18 protein-coding genes and 1 pseudogene are annotated in these 21,319 nt (G+C 67.5%); 11 read left to right on the forward strand and 8 right to left on the reverse strand.

The genetic code is table 11. From position 1 onward, the window contains the following. The first annotated feature begins 53 nt into the window (after positions 1-53). Together V3328_RS12485 and V3328_RS12490 are read left to right on the forward strand one after the other, a co-directional pair. Positions 54-1,250, forward strand: coding sequence for a lytic murein transglycosylase (locus tag V3328_RS12485; protein ID WP_340329987.1), 1,197 nt, complete (start codon positions 54-56; stop codon positions 1,248-1,250). Positions 1,251-1,305: 55 nt separating this feature from the next. Beyond that, positions 1,306-2,211, forward strand: coding sequence for an aldose 1-epimerase (locus tag V3328_RS12490; protein ID WP_340329988.1), 906 nt, complete (start codon positions 1,306-1,308; stop codon positions 2,209-2,211). A gap of 5 nt (positions 2,212-2,216) precedes the next feature. Here the strand turns inward: V3328_RS12490 and V3328_RS12495 are convergent, their stop codons facing one another. From V3328_RS12495 to V3328_RS12530, 8 genes are all read right to left on the reverse strand, one after another. Further along, the gene (locus V3328_RS12495; protein ID WP_340329989.1) at positions 2,217-3,017 is read right to left on the reverse strand and encodes a class II glutamine amidotransferase; all 801 of its coding nucleotides are present in this window, start codon (positions 3,015-3,017) and stop codon (positions 2,217-2,219) included. 125 nt (positions 3,018-3,142) lie between these two features. Next, positions 3,143-4,462 carry a nicotinate phosphoribosyltransferase gene (locus V3328_RS12500; protein ID WP_340329990.1) on the reverse strand — a complete coding sequence of 440 codons (1,320 nt, stop codon included), beginning with the start codon at positions 4,460-4,462 and terminating at the stop codon, positions 3,143-3,145. A gap of 152 nt (positions 4,463-4,614) precedes the next feature. After that, entirely contained in the window at positions 4,615-5,379 is a 765-nt protein-coding gene (locus V3328_RS12505; RefSeq protein WP_340329991.1) for an SDR family NAD(P)-dependent oxidoreductase, read from the reverse strand. A gap of 8 nt (positions 5,380-5,387) precedes the next feature. Continuing rightward, entirely contained in the window at positions 5,388-6,536 is a 1,149-nt protein-coding gene (locus V3328_RS12510) for an acyl-CoA dehydrogenase family protein (protein ID WP_340329992.1), read from the reverse strand. Positions 6,537-6,544: 8 nt separating this feature from the next. Further along, positions 6,545-7,750 carry a pimeloyl-CoA dehydrogenase large subunit gene (gene pimC, locus V3328_RS12515; protein WP_340329993.1) on the reverse strand — a complete coding sequence of 402 codons (1,206 nt, stop codon included), beginning with the start codon at positions 7,748-7,750 and terminating at the stop codon, positions 6,545-6,547. Positions 7,751-7,758: 8 nt separating this feature from the next. Beyond that, on the reverse strand, positions 7,759-8,949 hold the full coding sequence (locus V3328_RS12520; RefSeq protein WP_340329994.1) for an acetyl-CoA C-acyltransferase: 1,191 nt from the start codon (positions 8,947-8,949) through the stop codon (positions 7,759-7,761). 36 nt (positions 8,950-8,985) lie between these two features. Beyond that, entirely contained in the window at positions 8,986-10,668 is a 1,683-nt protein-coding gene (gene pimA, locus V3328_RS12525; RefSeq protein ID WP_340329995.1) for a dicarboxylate--CoA ligase PimA, read from the reverse strand. Continuing rightward, positions 10,665-12,782: a 3-hydroxyacyl-CoA dehydrogenase NAD-binding domain-containing protein gene (locus V3328_RS12530; RefSeq protein WP_340329996.1), complete on the reverse strand. Its 2,118-nt coding sequence runs from the start codon at positions 12,780-12,782 to the stop codon at positions 10,665-10,667. Before V3328_RS12530 ends, pimA begins: the two co-directional genes overlap by 4 nt. 178 nt (positions 12,783-12,960) lie before the next feature. Here V3328_RS12530 and V3328_RS12535 point away from each other — a divergent pair, with 178 nt between their 5' ends. The 9 genes and pseudogenes from V3328_RS12535 (at position 12,961) to V3328_RS12575 (ending at position 20,737) form a co-directional block, all read left to right on the forward strand. Further along, positions 12,961-13,932 (forward strand): IclR family transcriptional regulator, encoded by a 972-nt coding sequence (locus V3328_RS12535; protein ID WP_340329997.1) that lies wholly within the window; start codon positions 12,961-12,963, stop codon positions 13,930-13,932. Then, a complete protein-coding gene (locus V3328_RS12540) occupies positions 13,889-14,707 on the forward strand; it encodes an ABC transporter ATP-binding protein (RefSeq protein ID WP_378758977.1) in 819 nt (272 codons plus the stop codon). The genes V3328_RS12535 and V3328_RS12540 overlap by 44 nt, the downstream gene beginning before the upstream one ends. After that, positions 14,704-15,420, forward strand: a complete 717-nt coding sequence (locus V3328_RS12545; RefSeq protein ID WP_340329998.1) for an ABC transporter ATP-binding protein — start codon at positions 14,704-14,706, stop codon at positions 15,418-15,420. The genes V3328_RS12540 and V3328_RS12545 overlap by 4 nt, the downstream gene beginning before the upstream one ends. 10 nt (positions 15,421-15,430) lie before the next feature. Next, complete coding sequence (locus V3328_RS12550; protein WP_340329999.1) at positions 15,431-16,309, forward strand: branched-chain amino acid ABC transporter permease; 879 nt, start codon at positions 15,431-15,433, stop codon at positions 16,307-16,309. 3 nt (positions 16,310-16,312) lie between these two features. Beyond that, positions 16,313-17,350 carry a branched-chain amino acid ABC transporter permease gene (locus V3328_RS12555; protein ID WP_340330000.1) on the forward strand — a complete coding sequence of 346 codons (1,038 nt, stop codon included), beginning with the start codon at positions 16,313-16,315 and terminating at the stop codon, positions 17,348-17,350. A gap of 24 nt (positions 17,351-17,374) precedes the next feature. Continuing rightward, a complete protein-coding gene (locus V3328_RS12560; RefSeq protein ID WP_340330001.1) occupies positions 17,375-18,592 on the forward strand; it encodes an ABC transporter substrate-binding protein in 1,218 nt (405 codons plus the stop codon). Positions 18,593-18,724: 132 nt separating this feature from the next. After that, entirely contained in the window at positions 18,725-19,105 is a 381-nt protein-coding gene (locus tag V3328_RS12565; protein ID WP_340330002.1) for a RidA family protein, read from the forward strand. A 62-nt stretch (positions 19,106-19,167) separates the two neighbouring features. Continuing rightward, a pseudogene (locus V3328_RS12570) lies at positions 19,168-19,332 on the forward strand (NAD(P)-dependent oxidoreductase); the annotation flags it as partial. Positions 19,333-19,456: 124 nt separating this feature from the next. Further along, positions 19,457-20,737: a hydroxyacid-oxoacid transhydrogenase gene (locus V3328_RS12575; RefSeq protein ID WP_340330004.1), complete on the forward strand. Its 1,281-nt coding sequence runs from the start codon at positions 19,457-19,459 to the stop codon at positions 20,735-20,737. Positions 20,738-21,319: the final 582 nt, after the last annotated feature.

Genomic DNA, 21,319 nt, shown 5'->3' on the forward strand with positions numbered 1-21,319 from the left:
CGGTGAGCACAGTGGGCGGCGATTCGGGATCCGAACTCTGGAGGAGTGAAACGATGCGCCGCCTAGCACACCTGTGCCTGACCGTGGCCGGACTGGCGATGGCAACCGTCGGCAGCGCCGATGCGGCGACCTGCCACGGCGGCGCGAGCTTTTCCCAGTGGCTCGAAGGGGTCAAGGCCGAGGCCGCGGCGCAGGGCATCTCGCAGCAGACGATCCAGTCGGCGCTGGGCAACGTCCGGTTCGACCAGTCGATCGTCAACAAGGACCGCGGCCAGGGCGTCTTCTCGCAAAGCTTCCTCGAGTTTTCCGACCGCATGGTCAACCAGTACCGGCTCGACAACGGCCGCAAGCATCTCACCGGCAAGAAGGCGATGTTCGATTCGATCGAACAGCAGTTCGGCGTGCCGGGGCCGGTGCTGGTGGCGTTCTGGGCGCTGGAGACGGATTTCGGCGCGAACACCGGCGACACCTCGACGCTGAACGCGCTGGCGTCGCTGGCATATGACTGCCGGCGGCCGCAGCTGTTCCGCGAACAGCTGCTGGCGGCCCTGAAGATCATCCAGCGGGGCGACCTCAGCGTCGCCGAGATGCGCGGCGCCTGGGCGGGCGAACTCGGGCAGACCCAGTTCCTGCCGAAGGACTACTGGGAGACGGCGGTCGACTTCGACGGCGACGGGCGACGCAACCTGATCAAGAGCTCGGCCGACGCGCTCGCCTCATCCGCCGCGCTTCTCAAGAAGCACGGCTGGCGCGCCGGCCAGCCGTGGCTGGAAGAAGTGAAGGTCCCCGCCGGCATCCAGTGGGACCAGGCCGACATCGCCATCCAGCATCCGCGCTCGGAATGGGCCCGTATCGGGGTTACGCGCATCGACGGTTCGCCGCTGCCAGCCGACGGGCTGCCGGCATCGCTGCTGCTGCCGATGGGCCGCAACGGTCCCGCCTTCCTTGCCTATCCGAACTTCCAGGTCTACCTGCAGTGGAACCAGTCGCTGGTCTATGCGACGACCGCAGCCTACCTCGCCACCCGCCTGGCGGGAGCGCCGAAGGTCAGCCGCGGCAGCGCGCCGGCGCTGAGCCGCAACCAGATCATCGAACTGCAGAAGGCGCTCGTCGCCCGTGGCTACGACGTCGGCAAGGTGGACGGCATCATCGGCGCCAACACGCGGGCGGCGGTGAAGGCGGTGCAGGCGCAACTGGGCATGCCGGCCGATTCCTACCCGACGCCGGACCTTCTGCAGAAGCTGCGCTGACGCGCCGCCGCGAAACACGCCCGCGCATCGTCGGCCGGTCCGGTGAGGCAACAGGATGGATGAGGGAGCAGCCGTTCAACTCGCCGCAGGCGACCTGCGGGCGGAGATCCGGCCGGATTGCGGCGGGTCGCTGGGCGGCTTCTGGTCGCAGACGCCGGCGGGCACGACCGACTGGATGCGGCGGGCCCGGCCGGACGCCGCGGATGCACGCGGCATGGCCTGCTATCCGCTGGTGCCGTTCTCGAACCGGATCCGGGAGGGACGGTTCACCTTCCTCGATCGCGAAATCGTGCTGCCCCTGAACTACGCGCCGCACCCGCACGTCATTCACGGGCACGGCTGGCAGGCGGCCTGGCAGGTCGCCGAGAGAACCGGCCACACCGCCGTCCTGCACTACCGGCATGCCGCCGACGCCTGGCCCTGGACCTACCTGGCCGAGCAACGCTTCGCACTGGACGCCGCGACGCTGACCATCGCGATCTCGGTGACGAACCTCGACGACACGCCGATGCCGGCCGGCATCGGGCTGCACCCCTATTTCCCGCGGCACCCCGGAGGCCGGCTTTCGGCATCGGTCGGGGGCCTGTGGCGGTCGGACGACGAAGTGATGCCGACCGACCTGGTTCCAGCCGACACCGTCTGGCCGGCGGGAGCGCCGCTGATCGCGGACGAGCAACCGCTCGACAACTGCTTCACGGCGTGGGGGAAGCGGCTCGCAATCGACTGGCCCGGCTCGGACCGCGGTGACGCACGGCACCTGTCGCTGGAGGCATCCGGACCGCTCGACTTCCTGATCGTCTTCACCCCGCCCGGCGCCTCCTTCTTCTGCGCCGAGCCGGTGTCGCACTGCATCGACGCCTTCAACCTCGCGCGGACCCGCGACGACACCGGAATGGTGGCACTCGGTCCCGGCGAGACGCTGTCGGGCGAAGTCGTCTTTCGTCCGGGTCGGGCGCGGTAGTCCTGCTACCGCGATGCGGTCCTTGCCGGCCGCTGCCTCGGCAGGAAGGGGCTTATCTCCATCGAACGGTCCGGCCGCACCACGATGACGCTGTCCTCGGGTACGGCATGCCACTCGGAATGCTGGTCGTCATAGGGTTCCGAGGCGATCACCACGCCGCTGCCGAAGGCGCGGTGATAAAGCGTCGGGGCGATATGGTGGCGAGCCCACCGGAACGCCCACAGGCTTTCGCCGTCGGTGTGGACGGCGGCGAGTTCGAGGGGCTCGTTGTGATCCAGATCGGCGTTCAACGCGACGATATCGCTGAGCGTTTGCGCCATCGCGGCGATCGGATCGGTCTCCATCCCCCTGCCCATGGCAATCAGGAAGATCGCCTCACTGTCGCTCGCACCCTTGCGATAGCGGTAGAGGTCGGCGGGAATCATCATCTCGATGGCGCGGCGGATCCGCGTGTAGCCGCCGATGTAGCCGTTGTGCATGAACAGGCGCCGGCCGACCGCAAACGGGTGACAGTTCGCGGTCGCCACCTCGCCGGCGGTCGCCGCCCGGATGTGGCCGGCAAACATCGGCGAACGGAGCTGGTGACAGATCGACAGCAGGTTGGAATCGCCCCAGGCGGGACGGACCGAGCGGTACAGCCCCGGCGCCTCCCGGTTCCCGTACCAGCCGACGCCGCAGCCGTCGCCATTGACCGTCCAATGCGACTCGCGCGCCTCGCGCGACTGCCGGATCAGCGAGCGGGGCGGATCGGACAGCTGCGTCTCGAGATAGATCGGCTCGCCGGAATAGGCGACTAGACGGCACATGACGGTGATCCTCCCGGGCGTTTCGCGGAAGTATCGCCGAATTCGGCGGGAGAAAGAAGGACGACGGCAGCCCCTCCAAGGCCGGCCGGATCAGCGCAGCGCGTTGCCGTCGGTAATGCAGGCGCCTACACCGCCACCGGCAGGTCGACGACGCCCTCCTCGCCGAACACCCGGCGATAGCGGGCGACCTCGTCGTTCGGACCGGAAGCCTTGGTGACGTTGTCCGACAGCTTCACCGCCGGACGCCCGTCGGCCTCGGTCACCTTGCAGACGAGCGAGATCGCCTTGAGCTGGCCGTCGAAGCCGCTCGGGGCGCAGCCGCGGAAGTCGTTGGTGAGATTGGTGCCCCAGCCGATCAGCACGTTGGTCTTGCCGCGCAGGTGGCGGACCGAGGCCTCGATGGTGTCGACGTCCATGCCGTCGGACAGGATGATGGACTTTTCCATCGGATCCTCGCCGTAGGCCTTCCAATAGGAGATCAGTTCCTCCGCCCCCTCGATCGGCGGCTTGGAATCCGGCCGCGCGCCCTTCCAGCCGGCCACCCACGACGGCGCGTTCCTGAGAAAGTTGGTGGTGCCGAAGCAGTCCGGCAGCACGACCTTCAGATTGCCGTCGTACATCGTCGCCCAGTCGGCGAGCACCTGATAGGGGGAGGCGCGGAGCTCGTCGTCGCTGTCGGCCAACGCGGCATAGACCATCGGCAGCTCGTGGGCGTTGGTGCCGATCGCCTCGAGGCCGAGTTCCATCGCCATCTTGACGTTGGAGGTTCCCGTCAGGCTGTCACCGAGACCCTCCTTCAGCGCCTCCACGCACCAGAGCTGCCAGAGATAGGAGTGCCGGCGCCGGGTGCCGAAGTCGCCGACCTTGAGCGGACCTTCCTTGGCGAGCACCCTGAGGCGTTCGATCTTGTCCCAGAGCCGCGACTTGGCGCGCGCGTAAAGCACGTCGAGCTCGAAGCGGTTCATGCCGCGCACCGCCGCACGGGAGCGCAGCTCGGTGATGATGGCGAGCGCCGGGACCTCCCACATGCTGGTCTCGCGCCACGGGCCCTCGAAGCGGAGTTCGTACTGGCCGTCGTGGCGGGTCAGCTCGTATTCGGGAAGCTGGAAATCGGCGAGCCAGGCCAGGTAGTCCGGATCGAAGATCTGGGTGCGGCCGTAAAACGTGTTGCCGGCGAGCCAGATCAGCTCGTTCTTGCCGAAGCGAAGCGTGCGGGCGTGGTCGAGCTGGGCGCGCAGCTCGCCCTCGTCGACCTCGTCGGCAAGCCTGACGGACTCCGTCCGGTTCACCAGCGAGAAGGTGACGTTCACGTCCGCGTGCAGCCGATGGATCATCGATCCCATCAGCAGCTTGTAGAAGTCCGTATCGAGCAGCGTGCGCACGATCGGATCAAGCTTCCAGGTGTGATCGTGCACCCGCTTCGCGATATCAACCCTTACGGGCATGCCTGCCTCCCCCACGCGCGGGACCGTTCGGTCCCTGGAGGCGCATAGGACAACACCGCGGGTGTGCCGCGCAACCCGCAGGCGTCATGACGGCTATGCCGACCGTGCAACGGAGGCGTCGGATTGGGCCTTCCGGGCAGCCGCGCGCGGCCTCATGCGATGGTCACGCCGCCGTCGGCCACGATGACCTGTCCGGTGATGAAGCTCGCAGCCGGCGACGCCAGGAAGGCGGCGACCGGACCGATCTCCTCGGGCCGGCCGATCCGCCGCAGCGGCGTCGCATCGGTGCGCTGCTTCAGGCCCTCTGCGTCCTCCCACAGGGCGCGCGCGAAGTCCGTCCTGATCAGCCCCGGAGCGATGCAGTTGACGCGGACGTTCCTGGGGCCCCACTCAACCGCGAGGTTCCGGGCGAGGGCGAAGTCGGCGGCCTTGGAGATTCCGTAGGTGCCGATGACCGGACTGCCGCGCAGCCCGCCGATCGACGACACAATGATCATCGATCCGCCGCCGCGCTCGGCCATCTCGGGCAGCACGAGGTTGGCGAACCAGACGTTCGCCTTGACGTTTGAGTCCATGATCTTGTCGAACTGCTCGTCGGTGAGCGACGACATCGGGCCGTAGTGCGGGTTGACCGCCGCGTTCGACACCATGACGTCGATCCGGCCCCAGTGCTCGCGGGTGCGTGCGACCAGCGCCTGCACCTCGTCCCGGCGGGAGACGTTGCAGGGCACGACGATCGCCTCGCCGCCATGCGAACGGATGCCCTCGGCGACGGTCTCGCAGGCCTCCCGCTTGCGGCTCGAAATCACCACCCGGGCGCCGAGCGAGGCCATCGTCTCGGCGATCGACCTGCCGATGCCCTTGCTGGACCCCGTGACGATGGCGACCTGCCCGGCGAGGCTGAAGGGGTTGTTCATCGGGCTGCTCAGGCCGCCACCAGGCTGTCGCCGCCCGCAACCACGTCGAGATGGTGGTCGACGTTTCCGAAGGTGGCGTCGATCATCGTCGCCCGTTTGAAGTAGTGGCCGACCTTGAATTCCATGGTCATGCCGACGCCGCCGTGCAGCTGAATGCCGCTCTGGCCGACGCTCTTCGCCGAGCGCCCGATCTGGACCTTGGCCGCAGCCACCGCCTGCCGGCGGGCGGCCGCGTCAGGATCGCCGGCCATCATGGTCGCGAACATCGCCATGGAGCGGGCCTGCTCCAGGTCGACATACATGTCGACGGCTGCATGCTGCAGGGCCTGGAAGCTGCCGATCGGCACGCCGAACTGCTTGCGCACCTTCAGGTACTCGACCGTCTCCTCGTGAATCACGGCGAGATTTCCGACGGCTTCGGCGCACAGCGCGGCGATCGCCTCGTCGACCGCCCGTTCGATGACGGGCAGTCCGTCCTCCGGGTTGCCGACGACCGCCTCCGGGCCGACCCGGACGTTCTCGAACAGGATGTCGGCAGCCCGGTGGCCGTCCTGGGTCGCGTAGCCGCGCCGCGAGACGCCCTCGGCGCCGGCATCTACGAGGAACAGTCCGATGCCGTCGCGGTCGCGGCGACCGCCGCCGGTACGGGCGGAGACGATCAGCCGGTCGGCGCTGTCGCCGTGCAGCACCACGGTCTTGTGTCCGTCGACGATCCAGCCGTCGCCGTCCTTGCGGGCCGTCGTCGCGACATCGAAGAGGTCGTAGCGCGACTGGCTCTCCGCCTGGGCGAAGGCGAGCAGCAACCCGCCCTCGGCGATCTGCGGAATCAGGTCGGCCTTCTGGTCCTTGCTGCCGGCATGGCGCAGCAGGCCGCCGGCCAGCACCACCGTCGGAAAATAGGGCTCCAGAACCAGCGCCCGGCCGAAGGCCTCCATCACGATCATCGTCTCGACCGCGCCGCCGTCGATACCGCCGTACTCGGACGCGAAGGGCAGCGCCAGCAGGCCGAGCTCGGCGTACCGGGCCCACATGTCCCGGCTCCAGCCCGGCTCGCCGCCGAGCCATCCGTTGCGGCTCTCGAAATCGTACCGGTCGGCCAGAAGCCGCTCGACGCTGTCCTTGAGCAGCCGCTGCTCGTCGCTGAGATCGAAGTCCATGCCGTCCCCTAAAGTCCCAGGATCGCCTTGGCGATGATGTTCTTCTGGATCTCGTTCGATCCGCCGTAGATCGAGATCTTGCGCCAGTTGAAGTAGGTCGGTGCGGCAGGTCCCGCCCAGTCCGGACCGATCGGCGGCTCGTTCGAGCCCTCGTCAGGCTCTTCCTCGTATGGCAACGCGAAGGGGCCGACCACGTCCATCAGCAGTTCCGTCGTCGCCTGCTGGATCTGCGAACCCTTGATCTTGAGGATCGACGAGGCCGGATCGGGCCGCCCCGTATTGCCGCGCCTGGCGTCGGCCGCGACGACGCGGAGCTGGGTCATCTCCAGCGCCTTCAGCTCGATCTCGACGGAGGCAAGCTTCTCGCGGAACTTCGGGGATTCGATCAGCGGACGGTCATCCTGCGTCACCTGGCCGGCCAGTTCGCGGATCCGCTGCAGCCGCTGCTTGGAGACGCCGACGCGGGCGATGCCGACGCGTTCGTTGCCGAGCAGGAACTTGGCGTAGTCCCAGCCCCTGTTCTCCTCGCCGACGAGGTTTTCGGCGGGCACCCGCACGTCGTCGAAGAACACCTCGTTGACCTCGCGGCCGCCGTCGAAGGTCTGGATCGGCCGCACCGTGATGCCCGGCGTCTCCATGTCGATCAGCAGAAACGAGATGCCCTGCTGGCGCTTTTCGGCATGCGGGTCGGTGCGCACCAGGCAGAAGATCCAGTCGGCATACTGGGCGAGCGTCGTCCAGGTCTTCTGGCCGTTGACGACGTAGTGGTCGCCGTCGCGCCTGGCCGAGGTCCGCAGCGAGGCGAGATCGGAGCCGGCTCCGGGCTCCGAGAAGCCCTGGCACCACCAGTCGTCGATATTGGCGATGCGCGGCAGGAAGCGCTGCTTCTGGGCATCGCTGCCGAAGGTGTAGATGACCGGACCGACCATCGACACGCCGAACGGCAACGGCATCGGCGCCGGCGTGCGCTGCATCTCCTCCTGGAAGATGTACTGCTGCATCGGCCCCCAGCCGGTGCCGCCGTACTCGACCGGCCAGTGCGGCACCGCCCAGCCCTTCTCGTTGAGGATGCGCTGCCAGGCGACGATGTCGTCCTTCGACAGGTGGTGCCCGTCGACCATCTTGGCGCGGATGGCCTCGGGCAGCGCCTTGCGGAAGAACGACCGCACCTCGTCGCGGAAGGCGATCTCCTCCTCGGTGAACCTGAGATCCATCGACGGCGTCAGCCTCCGTTGACTTCGAACAGCCCGGCAGCCCCCATGCCGCCGCCGACGCACATCGTGACGACGACGCGTTTGGCGCCGCGCCGACGACCCTCGATCAGCGCATGGCCGGCGAGTCTGGCCCCCGACATGCCGTAGGGATGGCCGAGCGCGATGGCGCCGCCGTTGACGTTCAGCTTGTCCGGGTCGATGCCCAGACGGTCGCGGCAGTAGAGGACCTGGACCGCGAAGGCCTCGTTCAGCTCCCACAGGTCGATGTCGTCGACGGTCAGGCCGTGCCGCTCGAGAAGACGCGGCACCGCGAACACCGGGCCGATGCCCATCTCGTCGGGCTCGCAGCCGGCGGTGACGAAGCCGCGGAAGGTGCCGAGCGGCTCCAGTCCGCGCTGCTCGGCCAGCTTCGAATCCATGATGACGCAGGCCGAAGCCCCGTCGGAGAGCTGGCTGGCGTTGCCGGCGGTGATCGTCTTGTCATCGCCGCGCACCGGCTTGAGGCCGGCAAGGCCCTCGGCGGTCGACTCCGGCCGGGGACCCTCGTCCCGGTCGAGCACCGTCTCATTGTAGGAAACCTCCTTGGTCTCCTTGTCGACGACGGCCATCGTCGTCGAGATCGGCGCGATCTCGTCGGCGAACCGTCCGCCCTGCATCGCAGCGCCGGTGCGCTTCTGGCTCTCGAGCCCGTAGGCGTCCTGCCGCTCGCGGGAGATCCCGTAGCGCTCGGCGACCACCTCCGCAGTGTCGATCATCGGCAGGTAGACTTCCGGCTTCATGTCGAGCAGCGCCTGATCGAACTGATGGAAGGTGTTGCGGTGCTCGTTCTGGACGAGGCTGATCGACTCCAGCCCGCCGCCGACGCCGACCTTCATGCCGTCGTGGATGATCGAGCGGGCGATGACCGCGATCGACTGGAGCCCCGACGAGCACTGCCTGTCGATCGTCGACCCGGCCGTCGTCACCGGCAGGCCGGCGCGCAGCAGGGCGCGGCGGGCGACGTTGCCGCCGGTGGTGCCCTCGGGCATGGCGCAGCCCATCACCACGTCCTCGATCTCGGCGGGATCAACCCCGGAGCGCTCGACCGCGGCGGCGATGGCATGGCCGCCGAGGGTCGGACCGTCGGTGTTGTTCAGCGCGCCGCGATAAGCCTTTCCGATGGGCGTCCTGGCAGTCGATACGATCACGGCGTCAGTCATTCGAACTCGTCTCCTGGTGGGAATGGAAGGCCGGCGTCATCCGGCCGTATGGGTCGCAACCCGGCGTTTTTGGCGTTCTTCGTCGCGAAGTGCAATCTTCGAAAGCTTGCCGACCGCGGTGCGGGGCAGCGCGTCGCGGAATTCCAGCTCTCTCGGCATCTCGTGCCGGCCGATCCTGTCGGCCAGAAAATCCTGCAATTCGGCGAGCGTGAAGGACGCCGATCCGGGACGCAACGTCACGAACGCCTTGGCGGATTCGCCGCGGTAGTCATCGGCAACGCCGATCACCAGCACTTCGGCGACGGCTGGATGCTCGTAGATCGCCTGCTCGATCACCTGCGGATAGACGTTGAAGCCGCCGGACAGGATCATGTCCTTCTTGCGGTCGACGATGAAGAAAAAGCCGTCGTCGTCCATGTAGCCGATGTCGCCAGTCAGGAAACGGCCGTCGACGAACGCCGCCGCCGTCTCCTCCGGCCTGTTCCAGTAGCCGCGGGTGACGTTCGGCCCCCTGATCCGCAACTCGCCGGTCTCCCCGGCAGGAAGCACGCGCGTGGAATCGTCCAGGGCGACGACGTCCACCTCGATGCCCGGCATCGGCACGCCGATCGAGCCCGGCTTGTCCGGTCCGTCCGCCGGCAGGTTGGTGCCGGCGGGAGACGTTTCGGTCATGCCCCAGCCGCCGAGCAGCTTCAGTCCGGTCAGGCGCCTGAACCGCCTTGCGCTTTCCACCGGCAGCGGCGCCCCGCCGGAGCCGCAGTAGCGCAGCGAGGACAGGTCGCGGTCCTCGATGCCGGGCGCGTTGGCGATCGCGATCCACATCGTCGGGACGCCGAGAAAGACCGTCGCGCGCCTCTCCTCGATGTCGCGGATGCTGGTGTCGACGTCGAAGCGCGGCCGCAGCAGGATCTCGTTGCCGGCCCTGAACTGGCGCAGCAGGATCGTCGTCAGCGCGTAGATGTGAAACAGCGGCAGCACGCAGACGACGCGGTCCTCGCCCGGCTTCGACAGCTTCTGCGCCTCGAACCAGGTCTCGTAGATCGACGTGGCGGCGGTCAGGTTGGCGTGGGTCAGGATCGCGCCCTTGGGGCGGCCGGTGGTGCCGCCCGTGTATTGCAGCAGCGCGATGTCGTCGGGATCGATGCGGGGCCACGCGGACGGTGGCTCGGCACCGAGCACATAGTCCGACCAGCGCACGATCGCCGGATCGTCCGGGATCGGCGCGAGAGGGACCGGCGGAGCGCCCCAGGCGGTATCCCCGCCGACGATCACCTTGTCGAGATGGCCGTCGGCAAGGAGCCGGCACGCCATCGGCAGCAATTCGCCGAGATCGGTGGTGATCAGGGTCCGGGCGCCGCTGTCGCGCAGTTTCCAGGCAAGCTCGCGTTCGGCGTCGAGCGGACTCAGCATGACAAGTCGCGCACCGGTCTTCAGACCTCCGAAGAACGCGACCGGATGCCATGGCGTGTTGGGCAGGTAGACGGCCAGGGTCGTATCGCGGCCGATCCCGTCGCGCAGCAGTGAGGCGGCCGCCTCGTCGACGAGCCGGCCGTAATCACCATAGGTGAGCGGGACGCCGCGATACTCGGTGGCGCGACGAGGGCCGTAGTCCGCGACGGCCCTGTCGAAAAGTTCAGGGATGGAGGAGGTTTGAACGGGTGCGTCCCAGCTGATGCCCGGCGGATAGGATTTCTCCCAGGCAAAGGGACGCCCGGTCATGCGGCGCGTACTTTCTTTCCCGCCAGGGACGCAAAACCCGCTCCCTCGTCGGCGAGCTTCTGCAGCAGCGGGGCCGGCCTCAGGGCGTCGTTGCCCGTCTGCTCCGCATAGAAGTCGAGGCGATCGCGGATGTGGGCGAGGCCGACCTGGTCGGCATAGAACATCGGACCGCCCCGCCAGATCGGGAACCCGTAGCCGTAGATCCAGACGACATCGATGTCGCCGGAGCGCTGGGCGATGCCCTCCTCCAGGATCTTCGCGCCTTCGCTGATCATCGGGTAGATCAGCCGCTCGACGATCTCCTCGGAGCCGATCTCGCGGCGCTCGATGCCGAAGCGCTTCGCGGTCTCGACGATCAGCGCCTCGACCTCCGGATCCGGAGTGCCGCCGCGTGCGCCCTTCTCGTAGATGTAGAAGCCGCGACCGGTCTTCTGCCCGAAGCGACCCATCTCGCACAGCGCGTCGGCGATCTCCGCGCGGCCGCCCTCGGCATCGGCGCCGACGTGCTTGCGGATCCGCCAGCCGATGTCGAGGCCGGCGAGATCGCCCATCGCGAACGGACCCATCGGAAAGCCGAAGTCGGTGATCGCCTTGTCGACCTGCTGCGGGGTGGCGCCTTCGAGCAGAAGCTGCTCGGTCTGCAGCTGGCGGGCCTTGAGCATCCGGTTGCCGACGAAGCCGAAGCAGACGCCGACCACGACCGGCACCTTCCTGATCTTTCGGCCGAGGTCGATGGCCGTCGCCAGCACGTCGAAGTCGGTCTTTTCGCCGCGGACGATCTCCATCAGCCGCATCACGTTGGCCGGGCTGAAGAAATGCGTGCCCAGCACCGATCCCGGCCGGTTCGTCGCCGCGGCGATCTCGTCGATATCGAGATAGGAGGTGTTGGAGGCCAGCACCGCCCCGGGCTTGGCGATCGCATCGAGCTTTCCGAAGATGTCCTTCTTGATGTCCATTTCCTCGAACACCGCCTCGATGATGAAGTCGGCATCGGCGAGATCGGACATGTCCGTGGTGCCGGTCAGCCGGCTCATGCGGACCTTGAGCTCCTCCTCCGACATGCGGCCGCGGCTGACCGAGATGCGATAGTTCTTCTCGATCGTCGCAAAGCCGCGGTCGAGCGCCTCCTGCGAGGTCTCGACGATGGTGACCGGGATGCCGACATTGGCGAAGTTCATCGAGATGCCGCCGCCCATGGTGCCGGCGCCGATGACGCCGACCGTCTTCACCTCCCTCGGCGTCGTGCCCTTCGGCATGTCGGACACCTTGGAGGCCTCGCGCTCGGCGAAGAAGATGTGGCGCTGGGCCTTCGACTGGTCGCCGGCGACCAGTTCCATGAACTTCTCGCGCTCCTTCGTCAGGCCCTCCTCGAAGGGCAGCTCGAACGACCAGCGCACCGCTTCGACGCAGGCATGCGGCGCTTCGAGGCCGCGCGCCCTGGCGGTCAGCTTTCCGGCCGTCTCGTTGAAGGCCGTATCGTCCGCCTTGACCGCCTGCAACTTGTCGTCGCGGTCGCTGAGCCGCACCGGCCCGGTGCCGTCGGCCGCGAGCCTGCGGGCGAGCTCCAGGGCGGCCTCGTTGACGTCGCCGTCGGTCACCTCGTCGACGATGCCGAGCTTCAGGGCCTTGTCGGCGCCGACGAAGTCTCCGCTGACGATGATCTTGAGCGCCTCCTCCGGCCCGATCAGGCGCGGCAGCCGCTGCGTGCCGCCGGCACCGGGCAGCAGGCCGAGCTTGACCTCGGGAAGGCCGACCCGCGCCTTAGAGTCGGCCACGCGGTAGTGACAGCCGAGCGCCAGCTCGAAGCCGCCGCCGAGCGCCGTGCCGTGCATCGCGGCGACCACCGGCTTCGGCATGTCCTCGACCGCGTTGATCAGTTCGAACAGCGCGGGAGGCTGGGGCGGCTTGCCGAACTCGGTGATGTCGGCGCCCGCCGAGAAGGTTCGTCCGGCACAGGCCAGCACCACCGCCTTGACGTCCGCATCGTCGCGCAGGCCGGCCATCGCCTCATAGACGCCGGATCGCACGGCGTGACCAAGCGCGTTGACCGGCGGATTGTCGATCGTCACGACAGCCACTTCGCCGTCCTTGCGCACAGATACGACGTCACTCATTCCATACTCCCTTCGGTGTTCGCTGATCTGGAAGGCAGGCCAACCGCGATAGCGGCGGGGCCGGGACCAAAGCCATGGTTCGGGCGATACCTATAGGCGCTGCGAACCCTTCGGCAAAGGGCCGAACCGCCCGGCCTGCATCAAATCGCGCGTCCCCTCACCGAACTTGAATTCCGCAGTGCGAAATTCCGTTTTGCAAATTGACGTGGACGCTAAAAATTGCTGGTCTGGTTGTCAACGCAGGATTGAGACGATGCCACCGGTGCCGCAAAAAGAGCCGACGCAGCAGGACCGCAAGTTCGTCGTCGCCCTGGCGCGCGGCCTCGACGTCCTGCGCGCCTTCCGGTCCGCCGAGGGGATGCTGGGAAACAACGAGATCGCCGAGCGGACCGGGCTGCCGAAGCCGACCGTGTCGCGGCTGACCTATACGCTGACGAGGCTGGGCTACCTGACCCACGTGCCCCGCTTCAGCAAGTACAGGCTGGCGCCCGGAGTGCTGGCCCTCGGTTATACCGCGCTCGCCCACCTGGGCATCCGGCAGGTCGCGCGGCCGTTCATGCAGGACCTGGCCAACCATGCCGACGCGTCGGTGGCGCTGGGCGCACCCGACCGGACCCGAGTGATCTATGTCGAGCACTGCTTCAGCCGGTCGGTTCTGACCGTGCGCCTCGACGTCGGGTCGCGCATCCCGATCGCCACGACGGCCGCGGGCCGTGCCCTGATCGCGGTAATGAGCGACGAACAGCGCGATGCGACCTACCGCATCCTTGCCGAGCGGGCCGGCGCCGGCTGGCCGAAAATGCTGGAGGGAATCGAGACCGCCATTGCCGGCTACGAGGCGCGCGGCTTCACGATGTCGATCGGCGACTGGCAGCCGGACGTCAACGGCGTGGCGGTCCCGATCGTCATGCCCGACGGGACGGGTATGTTCGCCTTCAATTGCGGCGCGCCGGCATTCAGCATCAGCCCCGAAAGACTACTGGAAGACATCGGGCCGAGGCTGAAGGGGATCGTCAGAAAAGTGTCCGCCATCCTGAATGGCGGGGAAAACGAACCGGGCGAAGACTTGAACGAGGCCCGGAATTACCAGGGAGGAAACGTTGTCAATACAGGTGGGGGAGGCCGCGCGGGCCGACGGTTCACGGCCTGACCTGTCCGACAGCGGCGCGGCGCTCCTGTCGGTCGACGCCGTGGCGATCCGCTTCGGCGGCATCGTCGCGCTCGACGGCATCTCGTTCGACATCGCGCCGGGCGCGGTGCTGGGGCTGATCGGCCCAAACGGCGCCGGCAAGACCACCCTGTTCAACTGCATCAGCCGGCTCTACACGCCCGGCGAAGGCGCGATCCGTTACCACGGCACGAACCTCCTCGCGCTCTCCGCCCACCAGATCGCGCAGATCGGCATCACGCGCACCTTCCAGAACCTCGCGCTGTTCCGGACGATGTCGGTTGCCGAGAACGTCCTGGTCGGCAGCCATCCGCGCACACGAAGCAATTTCGTGTCCGACGCCCTGGGATTCGGCGGGATCAGGCCGCACCTGGCCGAGGAGATCGCCGAGATCCTGGACTATCTGGACCTCACACACATCGCCCACCGCATCGTCGCCGACCTGCCGACGGGCACCCAGAAGCGCGTCGAACTGGCCCGCGCGCTCGCCGGCCGGCCGAAGCTGCTGCTGCTTGACGAACCCGCCGGCGGCCTCACCCACAGCGAGGTCGACGAACTCGGCGACCTGATCCGCGCGATCCGCGACGACCGCGGCGTCACCGTGCTGCTGGTGGAGCATCACATGGGCCTCGTCATGGCGATCTCCGACACCGTCGTCGCGCTCGACTTCGGCCGCAAGATCGCCGAGGGCACGCCGGCCCAGGTGCAGAACGACCCCGAGGTGATCAGGGCCTACCTGGGGAGCGGCAAGCGATGAGCGAACCGATCCTCAGCGTCCGCGGGCTGGAGGCCTGGTATGGCCGCATCCAGGCACTGTTCGGGCTCGACTTCGAGGTCGCCGCCGGCGGCGTCACGACGCTCCTCGGCGCCAACGGCGCCGGCAAGACGACGACGCTGCGCGCGCTCAGCGGCATGATCCAGACGTCGGGCGACATCCTGCTCGCCGACACGCCGATCCGCGGCAAGGCGACGGAGGACATCGTCCGCCTCGGCGTCGCCCACGTGCCCGAGGGACGCGGCACCTTCACCGCCATGACGGTTGAGGAGAACCTGCAGCTGGGCGCCATGACGCGGCGCGATACCGGCGGGATCGCAGAGGACATCGACCGCATCTACGACTACTTCCCCCGCCTCGCCGAGCGCCGCCGCCAGCAGGCCGGCACGCTGTCCGGCGGCGAGCAGCAGATGCTGGCGATCAGCCGGGCGCTGATGCTGCGGCCCCGGCTGATGCTGCTCGACGAACCCTCCTTCGGCCTGGCGCCGCTGATCGTCGAGGAACTGTTCGCCATCCTGCGCCGCCTGAAGGACGAACAGGGCCTGTCGATGCTGGTCGTCGAACAGAACGCCTCGATGGCGCTCGACCTCGCCGACGAAGCGTATCTCATGGAGACGGGCAAGCTGATCATGTCGGGACCCGCGCAACAGATCGGCAGCGACGAGAACGTCCGTCGGGCGTACCTGGGCTACTGAGGGGCAAGGAATGGAACTCTTTCTCCATCAGGTTCTCGCCGGGCTCGCGACGGGCGGCATCTACGCCTGCATGGCGCTGGCGATCGTGATGATCTACCAGGCGATCCACCACCTGAACCTCGCCCAGGGCGAGATGGCGATGTTCTCGACCTTCATCGCCTGGCAGCTGATCGAGTGGGGCCTGCCCTACTGGATCGCCTTCTTCCTGACGATCGCGATCTCCTTCGTCGCCGGCATCGTCATCGAGCGCACCGTCTTCAAGCCGCTGCACGGCGCCCCGGTGCTGGCCCACATCGTGATCTTCATTGCCCTGTTCGCGATCCTCAACAGCGCCGCCGGGTTCATCTGGGAATTCACCATCAAGACCTTTCCCACCCCGTTCGGCTCCAGGTCGCTGCTCGGGGACGGGCTGATCAGCGCCCACCATGCCGGCATGATCGGCGTGACGCTGGTGGTCCTGGTGCTGCTGTTCCTGTTCTTCCGGCACACCCGGATCGGGCTCGCGATGCGGGCCGCCGCAGTCAACCCGGAGTCGGCGCGGCTGGTCGGCGTGCGGGTCGGCTGGATGATCGCGCTCGGCTGGGGAATGGCGGCTGCGATCGGCGCGGTCGCCGGCATGCTGATCGCCCCGGTGGTGTTCCTGGAGCCCAACATGATGCTGTCGATCCTGCTCTACGGCTTCGCAGGCGCCGTGGTCGGCGGCCTGACCAGCCCGGGTGGCGCGGTGGTAGGCGGCTTCACGGTGGGCGTGATCGAGAACCTGGCCGGCACCTTCATCCCCTATGTCGGGCAGGAGCTGAAGCTGACCATCGCGCTGGCGCTCATCGTCGTCGTGCTGATGTTCAAGCCGACCGGCCTGTTCGGCACGCGGCTGGTAACGAGGGTCTGAGCGATGGATCGCAGCGTCGCTTCGGAAACTCCCGCGAAAGCGGCCCCTCCGGACCGGGCCGAGACTTCGAACGCCGACCTGGGCATTCCGGCGGCGTGGAACAGGGCGGCGCTCGTCCTCGGCCTGCTGATCGCCGTCGCGCTGCCCTTCGTGGTGAAGAACTTCATGATCTTCCAGCTCACCACGGTGATGATCTACGCGATCGCAATCCTCGGGCTGAACCTGCTGACCGGGTTCAACGGCCAGTTCTCGCTCGGCCATTCGACCTTCGTGGCGATCGGCGCCTATACTACCGCGATCCTGATGGAGTTCGCGGGGGTGCCGTTCTACTGGACGGTCCCGGCCGCCGGCATGGTCTGTTTCGCGTTCGGGTTCCTGTTCGGCTTCCCGGCGCTGCGGCTGGAGAGCATCTACCTGGCGCTCGCGACCTTCGCGCTGGCGGTGGCGACCCCGCAGATCCTCAAGTCCACCCCGCTGGCGCCCTGGACCGGCGGGGTCCAGGGGATGGTGATCCTGAAGCCGGAGGCGCCGTTCGGCCTGCCGCTGAACGCCGACCAGTGGATGTATTTCGTGACGCTCGGGATCGGGCTGGCGCTCGCCGTCGCGGCGGTGAACCTGATCAACAGCCGCAGCGGACGCGCGATGAAGGCGATCCGCGACAACCCGATCGCGGCGCGGGCGATGGGCATCAACATCTCCCTCTACAAGACGACGGCGTTCGGCGTCAGTGCCCTCTACGCCGGCATCGCCGGCTCGCTAAGCGCCGTCGTGGTCCAGTTCGTGGCGCCCGACAGTTTCACCTTCGTGCTGGCCATCGGGCTGTTCGTCGGCCTGGTGATCGGCGGCGTCGGATCGATCCCCGGCGCGATCTTCGGAGGCCTGTTCCTGGTCTTCGTGCCCAACATCGCCGAGGAGGTCTCCAAGGGCCTCGCAGGCGCTGTCTACGGCGTCATCCTGATCCTGGTGATCTACCTGATGCCGAGCGGCGCGGCCGGGCTCGTCCGCCTGGCCGCGCTGAAGGTTGCAGCATGGCGCCGCTGAGGCGCCTCAACTGGGGAGGAAAGAATGACGATAGGCAAACATGCAGCCCTGGCCGGATTTGCCGCCGGCCTCGCCCTGGCCGCCTCGGCGGCCGGCGCCCAGACCTACGATCCCGGCGCCACCGACACGTCCATCAAGATCGGCAACATCAACCCCTACAGCGGACCGGCCTCGGCCTACGGCCAGATCGGCAAGACCATCGGCGCCTATTTCGACAAGGTGAACAAGGAAGGCGGCGTCAACGGCCGCACCATCGAGTTCATCTCCTATGACGACGGCTACAGCCCCCCGAAGGCCGTCGAGCAGGCGCGCAAGCTGGTGGAGAGCGACGAGGTGCTGTTGATCTTCCAGAGCCTCGGCACACCGTCGAACACTGCCATCCAGAAGTACATGAACGCCAAGAAGGTGCCGCAGCTGTTCGTCGCCACCGGCGCCACCAAGTGGGGCGATCCGGAGAACTTCCCCTGGACCATGGGCTGGCAGCCGAACTACCAGAGCGAGGGCCGCATCTACGCCCAGTACATCCTGGAGAACCATCCCGACGCCAAGGTCGCCGTGCTCTACCAGAACGACGACTACGGCAAGGACGTGCTCGAGGGGCTGAAGGACGGGCTCGGCGACAAGGGCGGCATGATCATCGCCGAGGCGCCGTACGAGACCTCCGACCCGACGGTCGATTCCCAGATCATCAACCTGAAGTCCTCCGGCGCCGACCTGTTCGTCAACATCGCCACGCCCAAGTTCGCCGCCCAGGCGATCAAGAAGGTGGCGGAACTCGACTGGCATCCGGTGCAGATCGTCAACAACGTCTCGCAGTCCGTCGGCAGCGTCCTCAAGCCCGCCGGCCTGGACAATTCCACCGGGGTCCTGTCGACCGCCTACACCAAGGATCCGACCGACCCGCAGTGGGCCGACGATGCCGCCTACAAGGAGTGGGAGGCCTTCATGGACGAGTACTATCCCGACGGCGACAAGACCTCGAGCTTCACGGTCTACGGCTACACCGTCGCCCAGACCCTGATGAAGGTCCTCGAACAGGCCGGCGACGAGCTGACCCGCGAGAACATCATGAGGCAGGCGGCGAACCTGAAGGACGTCGAGCTCGGCATGCTGCTGCCCGGCATCGTCATCAACACTTCCGAGACGGACTTCTTCCCGATCGAGCAGATGCAGATGATGAAGTTCAACGGCGAGCGCTGGGAGATGTTCGGCGACGTCATAGACGGCGCGGTCGGCAGTTAGCAGCGCAGGCAGGCGACCCCGCGACCATTGGCCCCCGGCAGACGTTGCCGGGGGCGTTTTTCCATGTGGCGCCGGGACGCCGCTGCTGTAGCCTCAGCATCGATCACGACCGCATCGGAAGGAATGCCGCCCATGAAGATCCTCAGCCCCAAGACCGTGGCCGCGCCGGGCGGTCCCTATGTCCACGGCATGATCATCGATCCCGGCAGGACCTGGCTGTCGGTGTCCGGGCAGGTCGGAACGAAGCCGGACGGCAGCGTCGCCGAGGGAATCGTCGAGCAGACGCGCACCGCCTGGACCAACCTGACCGAAATCCTGAAGGAGGGCGGCATGGAGATCCGCGACATCGTCAAGGTGACCTCGTTCCTGACGTCAGCCGATTTCATCGGCGACTACGGCAGGACGAGGGCGGAGTTCCTCGGCGACTTCCGGCCGACCTCGACACTGCTCGTCGTGGCGGGACTGGCGAGTCCGGAGTTTCTGGTAGAGGTCGAGGTCCTCGCCGCCCGGTAACCGGGCCGACAGTGCGGAGCGACGCCATGCGCTGCGGTTTCATCGGCCGCGGCCATCTCGGCGGCCATCAGTTCGGTGTCCCCCTCGATCTGGCCGGCATGACTTCGCAGACCTTCATCCGGGCGCGGGAGGTCTATGGCGGCGGGGCCTGGTCGACGCGGGTGGTGAAGCTGCTGGCGGATGCACGGGGCACCGACCTGCGCGCGCCGGGCTTCCGGAACGGTTGAACAGGGCGGCGCGCCGCCTTTGTTGCAGCATTCCGATGCGTGAAATACCTGCCCGAGGTTTCGCGGCACGGCAGGTTCCATGCTAGATCCCGTATCGGGATTGTTTTTGACGGAACATTCGGAAATGTCGGCAGGACTGCAGCACGAGAGCGTGTTCACGCTGGAAGCAACCCAGCTGAAATTCGGGGAAGGCGCCGTCGAGGAACTGGGATGGGAAATCCAGCGCCTCGGGCTGAAGCGGATCATGCTGGTCGCCGATCCGGTGCTGCGCGACTACGGCGTCACCGACCGGGTGCTGGCCCAGATCGAGTCAGGGGGCGCCACGGCCGAGATCTACGAGGACATCGCGGTCGAACCGACCATCGGGAGCTTCCAGAAAGCCGCCGACTTCGCCAAGGGGCGCGACTTTGACGGCTTCATCGGCCTCGGCGGCGGCTCGACCATGGACACCGCCAAGGTCTCGAACCTGATAAAGGTGCACGGCGGCGAGATCATGGACTACGTCAACCCGCCGATCGGCGCCGGCCGCAAGCCGCCCTCGCCGCTGCTGCCGCTGATCGCCATCCCGACGACGTCGGGTTCGGGCTCCGAGGCGACGACGGTGGCGATCCTCGACATCCCGGACCTGAAGGTGAAGACGGGGATCTCGCACCGCTTCATGCGCCCTCTGCTGGCGATCGTCGACCCGGATCTCGCCCGCACCACGCCCGGCGCCGTGACGGCTTCGGCAGGCCTCGACGTCGTTTGCCACGCCGCCGAAAGCTATATCTCCAAGCCCTTCGACAAGCGCGACCGGCCCGCCAACCCCGGCGAGCGGCCCCCCTATCAGGGCTCCAACCCGATCGCCGACATCTGGTCGATGAAGGCCCTCGAGTTCGGCGGCCAGTTCCTGGCCCGCGCGGTGCGCGACGGCGACGACCTGGAAGCGCGCGGCACGATGATGCTGGGCGCCACGATGGCCGGCATCGGCTTCGGCACGGCCGGCTGCCACATCCCGCACTCCTGCGCCTATCCGATCGCCGGCCTTAAGCACGCCTACACGCCGGCGGGGTACCGCACCAACCATGCGTTCGTGCCGCACGGGTTTTCGGTCATCGTGACCGCGCCCGCCGCCTTCCGTTTCACCTATGACGCGGCGCCGGAGAAGCACATCAAGGCGGCCGAACTCCTGACGGGCGGCCCGATCGACAATCCCGGCCCGGAAAGCCTGCCGAGGGCCCTGACCGACCTGATGAAGCAGGTCGGCGCGCCGAGCGGCATCGAGGAGCTCGGCTACACGGAAGCGGACATTCCGGACATCATCGATGGCGCCCTGAAGCAGCAGCGCCTGCTTGTGCTCGCCCCCAAACCGCCGGAGCGAGGCGATCTCGAGGCGATCCTGAAGCAGTCGCTGAAGCTCTGGTAGGGCGGCGCCGGCGACGACGGAGCGACGCGTCCGGGACTCTGGGACCGGTCAGGGCGGGCATCGAGCCCGCCCTGACCGTCACCCCCACCCCGACCCTCCCCCATCAAGGGGGAGGGAGAGTTAATCGACGGGCCGTCACTTCAACGCGCTTCGTCATGTGACGCACACATTCCGGCATTTCGATTCCCGCCAGTGCACCAATATCCCCCTTCCCCCTTGATGGCGAAGGGTCGGGGTGGGGGTGCGCGGCGCAGTGGCCGGGATCCGAACGGAACGTTGCGAGGCCGTTCGGATCGGCCGCCTCGAGATGGTCCGCCCAGTCACGCCAGCAAGAGCATCCTTCGTAGACGAAGGCCGCGCCGTCGAGGGTCGAATAGTGCATCCGGATGATGGCGCACGAGCCAGGCGTCGAGCCGTGCCCGGCCTGGGCGTTGGGATCGACCCCCACGGGCCGGGAGCCGAGCCTGGCAAGCGCGAGGACGGTGGGCGCACCGATGAAGCCGGCCGGATCGCGTGCGTCACAAGATGAGGTGCGGTTGACGTGATGGCCCGTCGATTAACTCCCCCTCCCCCTTGATGGGG

The organism is Microbaculum marinum, from assembly GCF_037855135.1.
GTDB lineage: Bacteria > Pseudomonadota > Alphaproteobacteria > Rhizobiales > Tepidamorphaceae > Microbaculum > Microbaculum marinum.